Source organism: Opitutus terrae PB90-1 (genome assembly GCF_000019965.1).
Taxonomy (GTDB): Bacteria; Verrucomicrobiota; Verrucomicrobiia; order Opitutales; family Opitutaceae; genus Opitutus; species Opitutus terrae.
Map to the genome: position 1 here is coordinate 3270642 of NC_010571.1, position 17102 is coordinate 3287743.

Below are 17102 nucleotides of genomic sequence, written 5' to 3' on the forward strand. Positions count from 1 at the left end.
CCTGGCCCAAAATTGACGAAGTTCGGGATTGCACAGGTTTTCTTGGTTTCTAGCGTCAGCTCTTTTACGTGAATGCAGTCGCACGGCCCTAAGCGCGTATACACACCCCAGTCGCTAGAGTTTTGGTTCGACCGCCTGGAGCGGGATTGGGCGGACGCATTCTCGGCCGAAGAGCTCGAAGAGGGGCGCCGGATTTACCGGGACGGGGAGGTGCGGGAGCTGGAACTGACGCCGAAGGACGCGATCATTCACCGGCGGGTCGAGAAAAAGGATGAATACGCCGTAATTGAATGGGGCACCGAGGGTTTGGCGGTGCGGTCGTCGACGACGGACCGGTCGCTGGCCCACGCGTTGGCGGTCGCCGGACTGCACGAGATCGAGGAGTTGGTGGCGGACGAGATTTCGCCGCTGCCGGGCGAGACCAAGCCGGCCGTGGACGCGGATCCGGCGGGCAACGGACATGGGACGCTCAACGGAAAAGACGGAAATGCGCCCGCCAACGGCGGCGGCAATGGGCATGGTCTCGCGCCCAACGGTCACGGCACTGCCACGAACGGCCATGGGAACGGGAACGGCCAGGGGAAATTGGCGGCCGGCGGGACCTTGGCGGCAGGGCAGGGTGACGGCGCGTCGGGGGCAGCCACCGGTCCTTCACGCACGCTCGTCCTCGTGTTCAAGACGAAGACGGCGGGATTGACTTTCCAAGCGTTCTGGGCCGAGGCCGAGGGGAAGGCGCGCGTGCCCGCGTTGGGCACTCCGGCGCATGCCAATGGCAACGGCCACGTGACCAGTGCGGAGCGCGCCAAGCTCATCGGGCTCGCGGCTTACGCGCGGAAGGCGCACTTCCAATATCATCAGGAGACCGGGGTGTACCTGATGGAGTCGCTGGTAGAGATCCCGAACTTCCTGAAGACCGTGCTTCCGGCGTGGCGGAAGTTGTTCGTGATCGATCTCGACGACAAGGCGGCGAACCTGCTGAAGGGCACGCGCACCGTGGAAATCGAAGCGGTGGCGGAAATGGTGGCACCCGCGAGCGGCTCGGCCGGTGAGGCGATGGGCAGCGGCACCGCGACGGGGGGAGCGGGGAGCGGCGCGCGCGGGATGGGCCTCGACCTGCGCTGGATTTTCCGGGCGGGAGAGCGGATGCTGACCGAGACCGAGGTGAACGCGTTGCTGAAGAAGGGCGGCGCGCCGGTGATCCTGCCGAACCTCGGGATCGTTTCGCTGCCGACCGAAAAATGGGAGTCGTTCCGCGCCTGGCGCGAGAACCTGGAGCAGACTCAGGCGGCGGGCGCGGCTTCGCCGTATCTTGTCTTTTCGCTGTTCAACGACGCGCGGCTGAAGCTGACGCTTTCGCCCGAAATCGACGCGTGGCGGCAGCGCGTGTTGAGCGCGCCCGAGGCGCCGCCGGAGCTGCCGGAGGTGTTGCGCCCTTACCAGCGGCGCGGCGTCGAGTGGCTGGCGCATCTCTGCAACGTGGGTTGCCACGGGCTGCTGGCGGACGAAATGGGTTTGGGCAAGACGCTGCAGGTGATCACGCTGCTGGCGACGCGACCGGAGGCCGACCGGCCGAGCCTGGTGGTGTGCCCGGCGAGCGTGGTGCCGGTGTGGCGCGAGGAAATCGCGCGGTTCCAGCCGGACCTGGCGGTTGACGTGCTGAAGACGGGCAACGATTTCACCAAACCGTCGAACGGACCGGTGCTGTGGCTCGCGAGCTACACGCAGCTGCGCAAGCATCGCGAACTGCTCGCGGCGCACGAGTTCGGCTACGTCATTCTCGACGAGGGGCAGTTCATCAAGAATCCGGACGCGAAGGTCACGCAGGCGTGCTTCGCGATTCGCGCGCGGCACCGGATCGTGTTGACCGGCACGCCGCTGGAGAACCGTCAGCTCGATCTTTGGAGCATTTTCCGTTTCCTGCTGCCGGGGCTGCTGGGCTCGCGGTCGAGTTTCGAGAGTGCGCTGCTCGTCGACCGGGCGGGCACGCTGGAGCGGCTGCGCGTGCAGCTGGCGCCGTTCATCCTTCGCCGGACCAAGAAGGAAGTGGCGCAGGAACTGCCGGAGAAGATCGAGATGGATCTGCTCTGCCCGCTGACCGACGTGCAACGCGCAGAATACGCGCGGATCTGCACGGAAGGCCTGCAGCGGTTGGGGGACGACGTCGGCGCGGCGATGCGCGAAAAATCGTTTGGGTTCCTCGCGCTGCTCACACGGCTGCGCCAGACCTGCTGCGACCCGGACATGCTGCCGTGGCTCAAGTCGCCGCTGGCCGACTCGGGCAAGATCGCGCTGCTGATGGAGAAACTCGCTGAAGTGGTAAGCAGCGGGCACAAGGTCGTGATCTTTTCGCAGTTCGTGATGTTCCTCGACCGCGTGCGCGCGGCGTTGAACGAGCGGTTCCCAGAGCTGCCGCATTTCGAACTCACCGGCATGACGCTGGACCGGTTGAAGCCGGTGCAGCAGTTCCAGAACGCGCCCGGCGCGGCGGTAATGCTCGTGTCGCTCAAGGCGGCGGGCACCGGGATCACGTTGCACGCGGCGGATTACGTTTTCCTGCTCGACCCGTGGTGGAATCCGGCGGTGGAGGCGCAGGCGGTCGATCGCGTGCACCGGATCGGTCAGACCAACACGGTGTTCGTGTATCGCATGGTGACCGCGGGCACGATCGAGGAGCGGATCCAGGCGCTGAAGGAAGAAAAGCGGGATCTGTTCGAGAAGCTCGTTGGCGGGCTCGGCGGCGACTTCGATCTCGGCCAGCATTTCACTTCGCTGCGCGGGTTGGTGCAGCTGACGTCGCAGGTCGAGCCGGAGCCGGAGCTCGCGGCGTATACGGTCGACTGAGCGCCGCGTTGCGCGCGGCGCAGTGGAAGTTTGAAGTGTAAAGTTTAAGGGGGCGGCGCAAGCACCGCTGTGCGGTGCAGCGAAAGTGAAAAGTTTAAGAGGGAGCCGTTACGGACCGCGGCGCGGCCGTTCCTTAAACTTCAACTTCAAATCTTAAGTTCGCGTCGCGTCCCGGCGCAACGCGCCGGGACGCGACGCGAAGCGAGAGAGCTTGTTTCCGCGGCAGGTGGCGCTAGGTTGCGGTTCGCACGTGGAACCCCCGACGGACCTCATTGCCCAGCCTGACGTAATCATGCTCGACCTGACGGCGAGTTCGCGGGAAGCGACCCTGCGCGCCCTGCATGCTCGGCTATGCAGCGCGACCGACGCGGTCAGCGATCCCGATCGTTTCCTGCTCGATCTGCTGGAGCGTGCGATGGTGGCGCCGGTCTGCATCAGCGCGGACGTGGCGACACCGCATGCGCGCACGACGGCGGTCGAGCGGATCGTGCTCGGCGTGGCGCGGACCGCCGCGCCAGGCGTTGGGTTCGACGGCGAGCATCCCGCGGTACGGCTGATTTTCATGATCGGGACGCCGAAACAGCAGGTGACGGAATATCTCGAGTTGGTGGCGACGATCTCGCGAGTGCTGAAAGTTGCCGGGGCGCGGGAGGCGTTGCTCGAGGCGGAGAGTGAAGCGAAATTCCGCGCTGCCTTGTCCCGCGCGGCGGCGACATGAGCGACGGCGTGCTCAGGGGCGGGGCCGAGTTTTCGGGTGGCCTGAACGTGGCACGGGCGTCTCGCCCGTGGACGCCACGCCGTTCGACCAGAACACGGGCGGGACGCCCGTGTCGCGCCGGTTCAGCGATCGGAGGCAGGCAGCGATGAAAGGCGTGCGTGATCCGGCGGTTCAGTTGCTGCAGCGGTTGATCCGGCTGTTGCGCTGGCGCGTCTGGATCCAGGAGAAACTGCAGCCCACGGAGTGGCAGATCACGCTGTGGTGGGCGGCGCTGGCGGGCTTTGTCGGCGCGTTGTCCTCGCTGCTGTTCAGCGTGCTGACGGAGGGTATTCACGAACTGCTGACCGGCCGCAGCGACGGTGTCGTGGAGACGATGCGCCAGCTGCCGTGGTGGGCCTGCGTGGCGGTGCCGGCGACGGGCGGGTTGCTGGCGGGCGCCACGCTGCTGCTGGGCAAACGGCTCTCGCAGGGACAAAGCTCGACCGACTACATGGAGGCGATCGCGATCGGCTCCGGCCGAATTCCGGTGCGCTCGAGCCTGCTCAAGAGCGCGGCCGCGTTGTTCTCGATCGGTTCGGGTGGTTCGATCGGACGCGAGGGTCCGATGGTGCAGCTCGCGGCGTTGCAGGCGTCGATGCTGGGACGCTGGCGCCGGTTTTCGCCGCCGCAGCTGCGATTGCTCGTGGCGTGCGGCGCGGCGTCGGGCATCGCCTCGGCCTACAACGCGCCGATTGCCGGATCGTTCTTCGTGGCGGAAATCATCCTCGGCACCATCGCGATGGAGAGCCTGGGGCCGCTCGCGGTCTCCGCCGTGGCGGCGGCGCTGACCGTGCGCGTGCTGACGGATGCGCAACATCTTTATCAGGTGCCGGCCTTCCGGCTGGATTCACCGTGGGAGATGCTGCCGTATGTCATGCTCGGCTTCATCGAGGGCACGTTGGCGCCGTGGTTCCTGCGTTCGCTGCGTCGCGCGGAAAAGCTGTTCGTGGTCACGACGATTCCGCCGATCGCGCGGCTCGTGCTCGGCGGCATGCTCGTGGGCGGTATCGCGATTTTTTTCCCGCAGGTGGCGGGCAACGGCTACACTGTCGTGCTGGAAATCCTGAACGGCCAGGTCGTGTGGCTCGCGCTGGTCGGCATCATGATCGCGAAGTGGCTCGCGACCGCGTCGTCGTTCGGCTCGGGGGCGCCGGGCGGCGTGTTCACGCCGTCGCTGTTCATGGGGGCGAGCGCCGGTTATCTGTTCGGCACGGCCGTGCACTCGTTCTGGCCGGCGGGCGCGCCGGACCCGCAGGCCTGCGCGCTGGTGGGGATGGGCGCATTCCTGTCGGCGGCGAGCTACGCGCCGGTGATGGCGATCATCATGCTGTTCGAAATGACGCTGAGCTACGACATCATCCTGCCGTTGATGCTGTGCAACGTGATCGCTTATTACACGGCCAAGGGGCTGCAGGGCGAGTCGCTCTACAGTGAATCGCTGCGGCGGAAGGCCGCGGAGACGCCCTCCGCGGTGATGCCGATGGGCAAGGTGCGCGATCTGTTGAAGACCAAGCCGCCGGTCGTCTCGAGCACGGCGCGGTTCGCGGAAATCGCGCGGCTGTTCCTGTCGGTGCGCGTGAACAACATTTACGTGGTGGGTGAGGACCAGCGGTTTTTCGGCGTGGTGTCGCTGCACGACATCAAGCCGTACCTCGGCGATCCCGATCTTGCGAGCCTGGTGATCGCGAACGACATCATGCGCGAGGAGTTCCCGCGGATCGGGCCCGACCAGTCGCTCAGCGAGGCGCTGGGCGCGTTCTTGGGCCATCCGATCGAGCGCGTGCCGGTGATCGATCCGGAGAGCAGCCGCCTGCTCGGCAGTTTGTCGAAGACGGACCTGCTCCTCGCGCTGGTGGAAAAACGCCAGCAGCCGACGGGCTAATCCCGGTGCCGGCGGGCCCCGGGCGTCACGCTGCAGCGCATCTGCCTGCGACCAATCCGGTGTTACACCTGTAACCCCGGATCGGTCATCGCTCCAGAGGGGCGGGATCTCTCCACGACCGATGTGGGGCTACACCTGTAACACGGGATTGGTCGCTGCTCCAGAGGCAGCCGGCGCGTGAAACAGCGTTCGTGACAAACCGACAGCCGTTTTGCGGCGTTGTCACACGGCCGCCACGGGATCGTAACAAAGGGCGGGCATAGTCGTGGCGTTCTGCAATCCACCCACCACGCACTTATGCTCCCACTGAAATCAACCTGGCTCCGCTGCTTGGGCGGCGGGCTGCTGGCGCTCACGTTGACCGGCTCCGCTCTGCGCGCGCAAGACAGCGGACCGCTGCTCGACCTGCTTGTGAAAAAAGGAATCGTGACCGACCAGGAAGCGGAGGAACTCCGCGCCGAACTGGTCAAGGACTTCGCGACCAGCTCGCCCGCGGGCAAACTGAACCTCAGCTCCGGGCTCACCGAGCTGAAAATCTCGGGCGACGCTCGCGTGCGTTACGAACACCGCACCGGTGAGAACGCCGCCGGTGACAACATCGATCGCGGTCGCTGGCGCTATCGGCTGCGGCCGGCGATCACCGGCACGCTCGGCAGCCAGTGGTTCTTCGGGCTGCGCATCGAGAACGGCGGCGGCAACCGCTCCTCCAATGTGACGTTCGGCGACGACGGCGGTCCTTGGGCGAAAACCAACGACGGCTTCTACGCCGGCCAGGTTTATATCGGCTTCAAGCCGACGAACGCCTGGACGCTCTACGCCGGCCGGATCCCGAATCCGTTCGTGACCACGTCGATGGTCTGGGACGGCGACATTAATCCGGAAGGCTTCGCGGAGAAGTTCACCTACGCCGCGGGCCCGGTCAGCTACTTCGTCAACCTGGGTCAGTTCATCTATGACTCGGCGAACCCGCAGAACGCGCTCGCTCCGGCGGTGAACCGGAAGGACCAATACATGCTCGGCTGGCAGGCCGGCGCCACGGTCAAGTTCGACGAGCGCAACAGCCTCACGGTGGCGCCGACGCTCTATCACTACGTGAACAACGAGCGGAACGCGAAGACCTTCGCCGGCTCGTTCAGCCCCGGCACGCAGAATGCCATCAACAATCTCATGATTGCCGAGGTGCCGTTCACGTTGGCCACGACGCTGCCGAACGGTGCCGCGGCCAGCGTATTTGGCGACGTCGCCTACAACTTCGACGGCGACGATCGCGCCCGGAAATACGGCCGGCCCGACCTCGATAGCGAGGCGTTGGCCTGGCAGCTCGGCGCGCAGTACGGCAAGGCCAAGAATCGCGGCGAGTGGGACCTCAAGGCCTTCTATCAGGCCACCGGTCTGTTCGCGCTCGATCCGAACCTCGTCGATTCCGACCTCTTCGACAGCCGGGTGAACACGAAGGGATGGGTCGTCGGTCTCAACTACCTGTTGTCCGACGCCGTCACCTTCACGGTCACCTATGCGGACGCGAAGACCAAGGACACGTCGGCCATCTCGGCCGGTTCGGGTGACATCGGTATTCCCAGCCTCCGCAGCTTCGGCCTGCTGCAGTTCGACATCGTCGCGAAATTCTAAACCCGCGCCCGGCGGCACTCGCCGGGCCTCATCTTTCATTTCCATGAACAAAACATTCGTGCTGCTCACCGCGGTGCTCGCCGCGACTCCGGTCTTCGCCCAAAAACTCGTCATCAAAGGCTCCGACACGCTCGGCGCCAAACTCGTCCCACAACTCGCGGAAGAATACAAGGCCCGCCACCCCGGCGTGGCGTTCGAAATCGCCGCGGAAGGTTCGACCACCGGCATCGCGGCCATCATCGACGGCACGGCGCAGATCGGCATGTCGTCCCGCCGCGCCAAACCCACCGAAATGTCCGCGGCGCAAGCCAAGGGCGTGTCGATGAAGCCGACGATCGTCGCTTACGACGGCATCGCGGTGATCGTGAATGAAAACAATCCGCTCTCCTCGCTCAGCAAGCGGCAAATCGAGCAGATCTTCACCGGCGATGTGACCGACTGGTCGGCGGTCGGCGGACAGCCGGGCCGGATCTCGATCTACACGCGCAACACCTCGTCCGGCACGTATTCCGACTTCAAGGATCTCGCGATGAAGAAACGCGATTACGCGTCCTCGTCGCAGAAGATGGCCGGCAACGAACAGATCGCGGCCGAGGTCGGTCGTAATCCGAATGGCATTGGCTACGTCGGGCTGGCCTACGATCAGGCGCCCGGCATCAAGGTCATCGCGATCGACGGCGCCACGCCGAGCAAGGAGTCGGTGCTGGCGAAGAAGTATCCGTATGCGCGTCCGACGTTCTACTACACGAACGGCGAGCCTTCGGGCGAAGCCGCCAAGTTCGTCGAGTTCACCCTGAGCGACGACGGACAGCGGATCGCGTCGCAGGTCGGGTTCGTGCCCGTCCGGTGAGGTCGCGGGATTGTTACGCAAACGTAACCTGGCGCCGTTGACGGACCGTGGCGGCGCCAGTTGCCCTTGAAGCACACATGCCTCCCGCGAGTTCCACCGCCGCCACCCCTGCTCGATTCGCGATCGAGCGGCGGCGGATTCGCTTTCTCGGATTGAGTCTGGACGACGCGATCCGGGTGTTTTTTGGCGGCAACGCGTTCGTGGCCGTTGTGGTGCTGACGCTGATCACCGTGTTCCTGGCGCGCGAGGGCGGGGGCTTCTTTGGCCAAAACCTGGAGAATCTGCGGATCTATCGCCAGGCGGGACTCGAGTATGTCGATTACATCCGTCGGGCCGAGAGCGAGCACACCGCGCTCACGCGGGCGCTGGCGCGGCTCCGGCAGGATGCGCTGGTGCACGAGCTACAGGTCGAAAAACTGCCGATCGCCGAGGCCAACGCCCGGCTGACGGACTACGATGCGTTTGCCGGCGGATTCAGTGACGCGATCGAGCCGCTGCGCGGATTCGTCTCCGATCTCGGCGAACAGGCGAGCGCGATCAAGACGAAGTTCACTGTCTCGCAGGATCAGCGCGAGCACCGCGCGCAGCTGCTCGCGGAGGGCCGGACGGAGGAAGCGGCGGCGGTGAAGATCGACGAAGTGGATTTCGGCGCCGAGGTCCAGGTGCTTACGGGCACGTTGCCGTTGTATCGCGAAACCAGCGCGGAGGTTCAGCGCCAGCTCGCCGCCGCGATCGCCACGCTTCCGGCGATGCCGACGGCGGAACTGCGGGGAGAGTTGGCAGATTTTCAGCGCGCAGCGCGGACCTACATCGCGGGGTTGCCGCAGGTCGAACAGGAGCTCGCGCAGTGGGACTGGCAGGCGCCGGTGCCGCGGTGGCAGGCGTTCACGCGGTTCCTTTTCGGACGCGAGTGGCTGACCGCGAGTTTCTGGCAGGACCGCTTCGGCGTATTGCCGCTGCTGACGGGATCGTTGCTCGTGTCCGGGATCGCGCTGGCTCTGGCGGTTCCGCTGGGCGTGGGCGCGGCGATCTACGTGAACCAGCTCGCATCGACGAGCGAGCAGCGGCTGATCAAGCCGGGGATCGAGTTCATCTCGGCCTTTCCGTCGGTGGTGCTGGGATTTTTCGGCATCGTGTTTCTCGGCGAACACCTGCGGACGCTCTCGCAGCTGCCCTGGCTATCGTGGGTGCCCGGATTCCCCATCGCCGAACGGCTGAACGCGCTGACGGCGGGATGCCTGCTCGGGCTGATTGCGGTGCCGACGATTTTCACGCTGGCGGAGGACGCGCTCAACAACGTGCCGCGATCCTTCCGCGAGGCGTCCCTGGCTCTCGGTGCCACGCGGCTGCAGACGATCGTGCGGATCACGGTGCCCGCTGCGCTCTCCGGCATCGTCTCGGCGGTGCTGCTCGGGTTCGGCCGCGTGATCGGTGAAACCATGGTCGTGCTGTTGTGCGCGGGCAATCGGATCGCGATTCCGGATTTTTCGGAAGGCCTCGGCGTCATCACCCAGCCGGTGCACACGATGACGGGCATCATTGCCCAGGAAATGGGCGAGGTGGTCCGCGGCAGCATGCACTACCGCGCCTTGTTCGTCGTCGGGCTGCTGCTGTTCGTGCTGTCGCTCGCGATCAATTATGCGGCGCAGAAGATCGTGCGTCGCTATCGGATCAACGCCGGATGAGCACGACCCTGACCAATCCGTTTGCGGCGCGACCGAACCGGACCCGGGTGGGGGAGGCGGCGGTGCGTTGGGTGCTGCGGCTGTGTGCATACCTCGTGCTGGGCTGCGGGGCCGCGGTGCTGGCCAACATCGTATGGAAGGGGGCGGGCACGGTGTTCCAGACCGAGCCACCCTTCGTGAACGTGCGCTTTTTCACGCAAGCGCCGGAATCGCTGTATGTGTTCGACTACGAGGGCCGGCACTACGAGCTGGGGGACCGGGAGTACCGGGCGTTTCGCGCGGAGCGCGGGAATCCCACGATCGCAGCGGAGAGCTACGTCTACTCGGCGGGCGGGATTTTCCCCGCGATCGCGGGCACGGTGCTCCTCGTCGTCGGATCGATGACGATCGCGCTGGCGCTCGGCGTGTGCGCCGCGATCTACCTCAACGAATATGCGCGCGACAGCCGGCGGATTCGGTTTGTGCGGCTCGCCATCGTCAATCTCGCCGGCGTGCCGTCGATCGTGTTCGGCCTTTTCGGCTTCGGCCTGTTCGTGATCTTTTTGGGCTGGAACGTCTCGCTGCTGGCGGGGTGGTTCACGCTCGCCTTCATGGTCCTGCCCGTCGTGATCACCGCGAGCGAAGAGTCGCTGAAGGCGGTGCCGAAAGGTTTTCGCGAGGGCGCGCTGGCGCTGGGCGCGACCAAGTGGCAGACGATCCGCAAGAACGTGCTGCCGTATGCGCTGCCGGGAATTCTCACGTCGTCGATTCTCGGGATCGCGCGCGTCGCCGGCGAAACCGCGCCGATCATGTTCACGGCGGCCTACGTGATCCGTGACAAGCTGCCGTGGGACGTCGAGCACGCCGCCGACTTCGTTTTCCAAGGCGTGATGGCGCTGCCGTATCACATCTACGTCGTGAGTTCGAAGATCCCGCAAAACGCCTACACGGAGCGGGTGCAATACGGCACGGCGCTGGTCTTTCTCCTCGTGGTCGCCGCCACGGCAGCCGCGGCGATCGTCCTGCGCAACCGGCTGCGCCACCGCTACCGATGGTGAAACCATGACCTTGATGGAATCCACTCGCCCGTCGTCCTCGTCCTCGGCCGCGGCTCTCGCTGCGGGGCCGGCCGCCTCACGGCCGGCCTCGGCGCTCGTTGCCGCCCATGCCCGCGTGATCGTGCCGAATCCGATCATCGACATTCAGGGGCTCGATTTTTCCTACGGATCGCACCGTGCGCTGCACGAGATTTCGCTGCAGATCGAGGCGAAGCGCGTCACGGCGTTCATCGGCCCTTCCGGTTGCGGCAAGTCGACGCTGCTGCGCTGTCTGAACCGGATGAACGACCTGATCGACGGTGCGCGGGTGACCGGCGGCTCGATCCGGATCCACGGGGCCGACATCAACGCGCCGGCCGTCGACGTGATCGAACTGCGCAAGCGCGTGGGCATGGTGTTTCAGAAATCGAATCCGTTCCCGAAGAGCATTTACGAGAACATCGCGTTCGGGCTGCGGCTGCAGGGGATCAAGGATCGCGGGCGACTCGATGAGATCGTGGAAAAATCACTCCGCGGCGCGGCGCTGTGGGACGAGGTGAAGGACCGGCTGCACCTCAGCGGGCTCGGCCTCTCCGGCGGTCAGCAGCAGCGGCTGTGCATCGCGCGCGCGATTGCGGTCGAACCGGAGATCATCCTGATGGACGAACCGTGCTCGGCGCTGGATCCGCTCGCCACGGCCAAGATCGAGGAGTTGATCCAGGAACTGCGCGCGCGCTACACGATCGTGATCGTCACGCACAACATGCAGCAAGCGGCGCGCGTCTCCGATCACACGGCGTTCTTTTACCTGGGACGGCTGATCGAGTTTGGGGTGACCCGCGACCTGTTCACCAACCCCGCCAACGCCCAGACGGAGGCCTACGTGTCGGGGCGGTTTGGATGACCAGCAAAGTCCAGAGCCAAGAGTCCAGAGCCCAGAGAATGAGCCATCTTCCCACCGACGACCTCCAAGTTATGTCTCTAGACTCTCAGCTCTAGCCTCTCGACTCACTTTCCCATGACCCACTTCGAAGACGAGAAGAACAAGCTGAAGGAGACGCTGCTCGCGATGGCGAGCCACGCGGAGTCCGCCGTGGCCCGCGCCATACGCGCGTTGGTCGAACGCGACGACTCGCTCGCCGCACAGGTCGACGAGGACGACAACATCCTCGATCAGTTTGAAATCGAGGTGGACGATCTCGCGATTCACCTCCTGGCGAAGGCGCCACTGGCGACGGACCTTCGCTCGATCACGGTGGCGATGAAAATTTCCCAGAACCTGGAGCGAGTCGGTGATGAGGCGGTGTCGATTGCGCGGCGTGTCGTCGAGCTCAACCGCGAGCCGCAACTGAAACCGTATGTCGATTTGCCGCGGATGGCGGCGATGTCGCTGGAGATGCTGCGCGACGCGATCACCGCCTTCATCGAGCGGCAGCCGGAAAAAGCCCGGGCGGTGGTCCCGCGCGACCAGGCGGTGGACGAATTGAACCGGCAGCTCTACCGCGAGCTCTCCAGCTTCATGATCGAGCGCCCCGCCACGATTTCGCGCTGTCTGGGTCTGATGGCCGTGTCGAAGCGGCTGGAGCGGATCGCCGACCACGCGACGAATATCGCCGAGGAAATCGTCTACCTTTACGAGGCGCGAGATATCCGGCATACTGGGTTGAAGGCGAATGAAATCGAAAATCCTGCTCGTTGACGACGAGCCCGACGCGCTGGAGGTGCTGGGCTTCAAGCTGCGCGAGGCCGGCTTCGCACCGTCCTTCGCCGCTGACGGCGCCAAGGCGCTGGCGGCCGTCCGCGCCGCCCCACCGGATCTGATCGTGCTCGATCTGATGCTGCCGGCGGTGGACGGGCTGGAGGTCTGCAAAATCCTGCGGCGCGATCCGGCGACGGCGGCGATCCCGATCCTGATGCTCACGGCGAAAGCCGCGGAAATGGATCGCGTGCTCGGGCTCGAGCTCGGCGCCGACGATTACGTGACGAAACCCTACAGCCCGCGCGAGCTCGTGCTGCGGATCAAGAAGCTGCTGACCCGCACCAAGGCGAGCGATGACCCGCTGGCGCAATTGCGGATCGGCGGGCTCGAGATCGACGTGCCGCGACATCAGGTGACCGTGGACGGCGCGCCGGTGACGCTGACCGCGACGGAGTTCAAGCTGCTGGAAATCCTCGCGCGGCGGCGCGGCCGGGTGCAGACGCGCGACCGCTTGCTGCAGGACGTCTGGGGTTACGATAACCCAATCGACAGCCGGACCGTGGATACGCATATGCGGCGGTTGCGGGAAAAACTCGGCGAAACGGCGTCCCTGCTGGAAACGATTCGGGGCGTGGGCTACCGGTTTACGGCGGAAAAATGACTGACCTGGCTCGGCCCGCACGCCCATGACGATCGCCTTGACCCTCGCGTGCTTGGCCCTGGCTGCTCTGGCGTGGTGGCTGCAGGCCCGGCGCCGGGAAGAGGTGGCGCGGCATGCCCGCGAGGTGGCGGAGTTGAAAGAACGATTTGAGGAGACGGAACACGCGCAGACGGCGCGGATGGAAGCGATGCTCGACAGCATGATCGAAGGCCTGATCGTGCTCGATGCCACTGGCCGGATCGCCCGCGTGAACGAAGCGGCGGAAACGATGTTCGGGATGTCGCGGATGATGGCGGGCGGCACGCTGCTCGAGGCGGTGCGGCACCACGAAGTCGCGGCGCTGGCGGCGCGGGCGGCCAAAGAGGCGAAGGCAATCGAGCAGGAGATTCGCATTGAACGGCCGCAGCCGCGCGTGCTGCAGGTGAGCGTGGTGGCGTTGCGTTCGCCCACCGGCGCGGAGGTCGGCACGGTGCTGGTGTTTCACGACGTCACTCGGCTGCAGCAACTCGAGGCGATCCGGCAGGATTTCGTGGCGAACGTGAGTCACGAGTTGCGCACGCCGCTTTCGTTGATCAAGAGCGCGGCGGAGACGCTGCTCGACGGCGGCAAGAACGATCCGGCGGTGAACGCGCGCTTCCTCGAGATCATCGACAAGCACGCCAACCGGCTCAGCTTGCTCATCGACGATTTGCTGACGCTCTCGAAGCTCGATGCCGAGCGGGTGGAGTTGGACATCCGGTCCGTGGGCCTGCGTGCCGCGGTGCAGGACGCGCTGGATGATGCGCTGACGCTGGCGCAGCCGCGCGCGATCGCGCTGGAAAACCAGGTGCCCGTCGGGCTGAGCGCAAAGGTCGACGCCGCGAAACTGCGTCAGGTGTTGGGCAACCTGATCGAGAACGCGATCAAGTATGGCCGCGAGCGCGGACGCGTGGTGGTGCAGGGCCGCGCGACCGGCGCTGCGATGGTGGAGATCGCGGTGTGCGACGACGGGCCGGGAATTCCCGCGGAGGCACGTTCGCGCGTGTTCGAGCGGTTCTATCGTGTCGACAAGGCGCGGTCGCGCGAGCAGGGCGGCACCGGGCTGGGACTTTCGATCGTCAAGAATCTGGTGCAGGCCCACGGCGGCGAGGTACGCGTGGAAAGCGAACTCGGTCGCGGCGCGCGGTTCTTTTTCACGCTGCCGGAGGCCGAAGCCAATGGGAACGGCACCGCGCCGAGCGCGCGCGGATAGGCCGCACAGTCCTGATGTAGCCGGGGTCACCGACCCCGGGCGGTTGGTCCAGACTCAACACTCGCCGCCAGGGTCATCGACCCCGGCCACCAACCGAGCTCACGCCCCCGCGGCGCGGAGCAGCTTCAGCAACCAGTAGCCGGTCAGGCCGGTGACCGGCAGCGTCAGCACCCACGCCCAGACGATGCGGCCGACGACGCCCCACTTGACCGCGCTGAACCGTTTCGCGGCGCCCACCCCCATGATCGACGTCGAGATGACGTGCGTCGTGGAGACCGGCATGCCGACGCTCGTGGCCGTGTGGATGATCAACGCCGCGGTGGTTTCCGCGGCGAAGCCGTGGACCGGCTGCAGTTTCACCATCTTGTGGCCCATGGTACGGATGATCCGCCAGCCGCCCGCCGACGTGCCGGCCGCGAGCGTCAGCGCGCACGTGATGATCACCCAGTTGGGAATGGAGAATTCCGGCGTATGCAGGAAGCCCAGCCAGGAGGGCAGCTGGTTGAAGGCGCCGGACGTCGTCCCGGTGAACAGCGCGAGCGTGATGATGCCCATCGTTTTTTGCGCGTCGTTGGCGCCGTGGCTGATGCCCATGAATCCCGCGCTGGCGAGCTGCGCCTTGCCGAAGATCTGATTCACCCGCCGCGGGGTGACCCGGTGCAGTGCGATCAGCAGCAGCAGCATCAGCAGTCCGCCGCCGATGAAACCGACCGTCGGCGAGGTGATCATCGGCAGGACGATCTTCGGCCAGAGTCCGACATGGGCGCCCTGCGCATCGAACGCGGACCATTTGAGCACGCTCCAATTTCCGTGCGCCGTGGCGAGCGCGGATCCGCACAGTCCGCCGACCAGCGCGTGGCTGGAGCTGGACGGCAGGCCGAGCCACCACGTGAGCAGGCCCCACAGGATCGCGGCGATGAGCGCGCAGAGGACGGTCAGCATCGTGACCACGCCCGTGTCGACGATGCCTTTGCCGATCGTGGTGGCGACCGCGGTGCCCAGGAATGCCCCGAGCATGTCGCAGACCGCCGCCATCGTGATGGCCTGGCGCGGCGTGAGCACCTTGGTCGAAACGACCGTGGCGATCGCGTTGGCGGCGTCGTGAAAGCCGTTGATGTACTCGAAGACGAGTGCGGCGAGCAGGACGAAAAGGAACAGCGTCATGGCATCCGTGCGCTGGCCGACCCGATCCGTAGCGGACGCCGAGCGTCGCTGACGGCGAGGGGGAGTGCCTGCGATCCGTGGCTGGCAGCCCGAGAGCGCGGCGACATCTTAGGAATACTTCAGGACGATCTGGACCACGATGTTGCCGGCGTTGCGGCAGCGGTCGACGGTCTGTTCCACCATCTCGTAAAGTTCCTGCAGAATGACGAGCTCCTTGGGTTCGTAGGGGCCGTGGTAGAGGTCCTTGAGCAGCCCGAGCATCACCTTGTCGGCTTCGCCCTCGGCATACTGCAGCCGGTCGTTGGCTTCGCGGATTTTCTCGATGTGCGTGCCGCGCCGCAGCTGTTTGACCATGAACACCACCGCCTCGCAGGCGAGGTTGAGCAACTCGGTCTGGCGCTGAAAAGCGGTGTGTGGCACGCGACCGGGATAGATGGAAAGCCGCTCCACGATCTTCTCGATGGCCTTGGGAATCCGGTACAGGGCGAAGGAAAGCGCCTCGATGTCCTCGCGCTCAAGTGGGGTGACGAAGGTCTTGCTAAGCTCCTCCTGCATCCCGTAGCGGATCCGCTTCTCCTTGCGCCGGGTTTGCACGAAATCGTCGAGATTGGGCTGCGGACCGCCGGCGGCCAGCGCCTGCAGGTAACGCGCCAGGAGGTTCACGCTGGTCTTCGCCTCCTCGGCTCCGGCCTCGAGCAAATCAAAGAATTTGTCCTCTTTGCCGAAGATTCTTTTGAACCACTGCATAGGTATGCGCCTGAGTAATGCTGGGGGTGAAGATTGCGAAACAAATCGTCCGTTTCGGCGGGGCTTAGCAGCCGCCGGCACGGCGCGAATCAAGCAGTCTTTCGGCGCAGGGCCGACCAGACGTAGCCGAGCCGTTCGCGAATCGCCTTGGTGCTGCGATCGAGTCCGTCGAGCCCGCAGAGCAGATCCAGCCATTCGAACGGGGCGCCGGGTTTCCCCGCGAAATTGGCGGGGCAGGGGACGGGCCGCAGGCCGGCGCCGCGCATCAGCGCCGTCGCCCGCGGCAGGTGCCACGCGGAGGTCACCAGCGCGAACGGCGTGTCGCGACCGAGCAGCTCGCGCAGCTGCGCCGCTTCGTCTTCGGTGTCGCGCGGCGTGTCGAGTCGCACGATCCGGTGTGGGGAAACGCCGAGTGACGTCGCGGCCTGGGCGAGCACGGACGCATGACTCGGGCGGTTGGGTCCGCCGCGACCGCAGACGATCAGCCGCGCCTCCGGCGGGAGCGCGCGCAGGATGCGATAGGCTTCGAGCAGCCGGCCTTGGGCGGACTCGCTGAGCTGGTTGACCGCGGAGAGTGTCGGCGAGTCGCTGTGTCCGCCGCCGAGTACCACGACGGCTTGGCAGCCGGCGAGATTCGGCGGTAGAGCGGTGGCCGGCGCAAACTCCGGAATGGCCGGATAAGTTGTCTCCAGGGGCCGGATGAGCCAGAGGCTGACCGCGCGGTTGCTAGCGAGCAGGAGAAAAGCCAGCGCGCCGAGGATCAGCCATCGGCCGAGTCGCGGCCGCCGCCGTGCGGAAAGCAGCCAGAGCCCGACGAGCAGCAGGGTGAGGCTCAGCGGCACGGGCATCAGCCAGAACGACACGAACTTCTTCAGCAGGAACATCGCTGCTCGTTCTGACGGGAGCCGCGTCGGTTCAAAAGCTTTTCCTGGCGCGCGCT

14 protein-coding genes are annotated in these 17102 nt (G+C 65.7%); 11 read left to right on the top strand and 3 right to left on the bottom strand.

What is annotated here, in order from left to right:
- Positions 1 to 72 precede the first annotated feature (72 nt).
- The 11 genes from OTER_RS12865 to OTER_RS12915 all read left to right on the top strand — a co-directional run bounded on the left by OTER_RS12865 (position 73) and on the right by OTER_RS12915 (position 14251).
- Positions 73 to 2841 (top strand): DEAD/DEAH box helicase, encoded by a 2769-nt coding sequence (locus OTER_RS12865; protein WP_012375358.1) that lies wholly within the window; start codon positions 73 to 75, stop codon positions 2839 to 2841.
- A 250-nt stretch (positions 2842 to 3091) separates the two neighbouring features.
- Positions 3092 to 3559, top strand: coding sequence for a PTS sugar transporter subunit IIA (locus OTER_RS12870; protein ID WP_148218110.1), 468 nt, complete (start codon positions 3092 to 3094; stop codon positions 3557 to 3559).
- A gap of 67 nt (positions 3560 to 3626) precedes the next feature.
- On the top strand, positions 3627 to 5480 hold the full coding sequence (locus OTER_RS12875) for a ClcB-like voltage-gated chloride channel protein (RefSeq protein ID WP_052300380.1): 1854 nt from the start codon (positions 3627 to 3629) through the stop codon (positions 5478 to 5480).
- A gap of 297 nt (positions 5481 to 5777) precedes the next feature.
- Entirely contained in the window at positions 5778 to 7109 is a 1332-nt protein-coding gene (locus tag OTER_RS12880; protein WP_012375361.1) for a putative porin, read from the top strand.
- Between the two features lie 43 nt (positions 7110 to 7152).
- Complete coding sequence (locus tag OTER_RS12885; RefSeq protein ID WP_012375362.1) at positions 7153 to 7959, top strand: phosphate ABC transporter substrate-binding protein; 807 nt, start codon at positions 7153 to 7155, stop codon at positions 7957 to 7959.
- A 77-nt stretch (positions 7960 to 8036) separates the two neighbouring features.
- Positions 8037 to 9644, top strand: a complete 1608-nt coding sequence (pstC, locus tag OTER_RS12890; RefSeq protein ID WP_012375363.1) for a phosphate ABC transporter permease subunit PstC — start codon at positions 8037 to 8039, stop codon at positions 9642 to 9644.
- Positions 9641 to 10681: a phosphate ABC transporter permease PstA gene (gene pstA / locus OTER_RS12895; protein ID WP_012375364.1), complete on the top strand. Its 1041-nt coding sequence runs from the start codon at positions 9641 to 9643 to the stop codon at positions 10679 to 10681. Before pstC ends, pstA begins: the two co-directional genes overlap by 4 nt.
- Before the next feature lie 4 nt (positions 10682 to 10685).
- The gene (gene pstB, locus OTER_RS12900) at positions 10686 to 11564 is read left to right on the top strand and encodes a phosphate ABC transporter ATP-binding protein PstB (RefSeq protein ID WP_012375365.1); all 879 of its coding nucleotides are present in this window, start codon (positions 10686 to 10688) and stop codon (positions 11562 to 11564) included.
- 114 nt (positions 11565 to 11678) lie between these two features.
- Positions 11679 to 12359: a phosphate signaling complex protein PhoU gene (gene phoU, locus OTER_RS12905; RefSeq protein ID WP_012375366.1), complete on the top strand. Its 681-nt coding sequence runs from the start codon at positions 11679 to 11681 to the stop codon at positions 12357 to 12359.
- A complete protein-coding gene (locus tag OTER_RS12910) occupies positions 12334 to 13020 on the top strand; it encodes a response regulator (RefSeq protein WP_012375367.1) in 687 nt (228 codons plus the stop codon). The genes phoU and OTER_RS12910 overlap by 26 nt, the downstream gene beginning before the upstream one ends.
- Before the next feature lie 25 nt (positions 13021 to 13045).
- Positions 13046 to 14251 carry a sensor histidine kinase gene (locus OTER_RS12915; RefSeq protein WP_012375368.1) on the top strand — a complete coding sequence of 402 codons (1206 nt, stop codon included), beginning with the start codon at positions 13046 to 13048 and terminating at the stop codon, positions 14249 to 14251.
- Between the two features lie 99 nt (positions 14252 to 14350).
- Here OTER_RS12915 and OTER_RS12920 read toward each other — a convergent pair whose 3' ends face one another.
- The 3 genes from OTER_RS12920 to OTER_RS12930 all read right to left on the bottom strand — a co-directional run bounded on the left by OTER_RS12920 (position 14351) and on the right by OTER_RS12930 (position 17046).
- Positions 14351 to 15415 (bottom strand): inorganic phosphate transporter, encoded by a 1065-nt coding sequence (locus OTER_RS12920; RefSeq protein ID WP_012375369.1) that lies wholly within the window; start codon positions 15413 to 15415, stop codon positions 14351 to 14353.
- Between the two features lie 108 nt (positions 15416 to 15523).
- Positions 15524 to 16162: a DUF47 domain-containing protein gene (locus tag OTER_RS12925; RefSeq protein WP_012375370.1), complete on the bottom strand. Its 639-nt coding sequence runs from the start codon at positions 16160 to 16162 to the stop codon at positions 15524 to 15526.
- Between the two features lie 89 nt (positions 16163 to 16251).
- Positions 16252 to 17046 carry a YdcF family protein gene (locus OTER_RS12930; protein ID WP_012375371.1) on the bottom strand — a complete coding sequence of 265 codons (795 nt, stop codon included), beginning with the start codon at positions 17044 to 17046 and terminating at the stop codon, positions 16252 to 16254.
- Positions 17047 to 17102 lie beyond the last annotated feature (56 nt).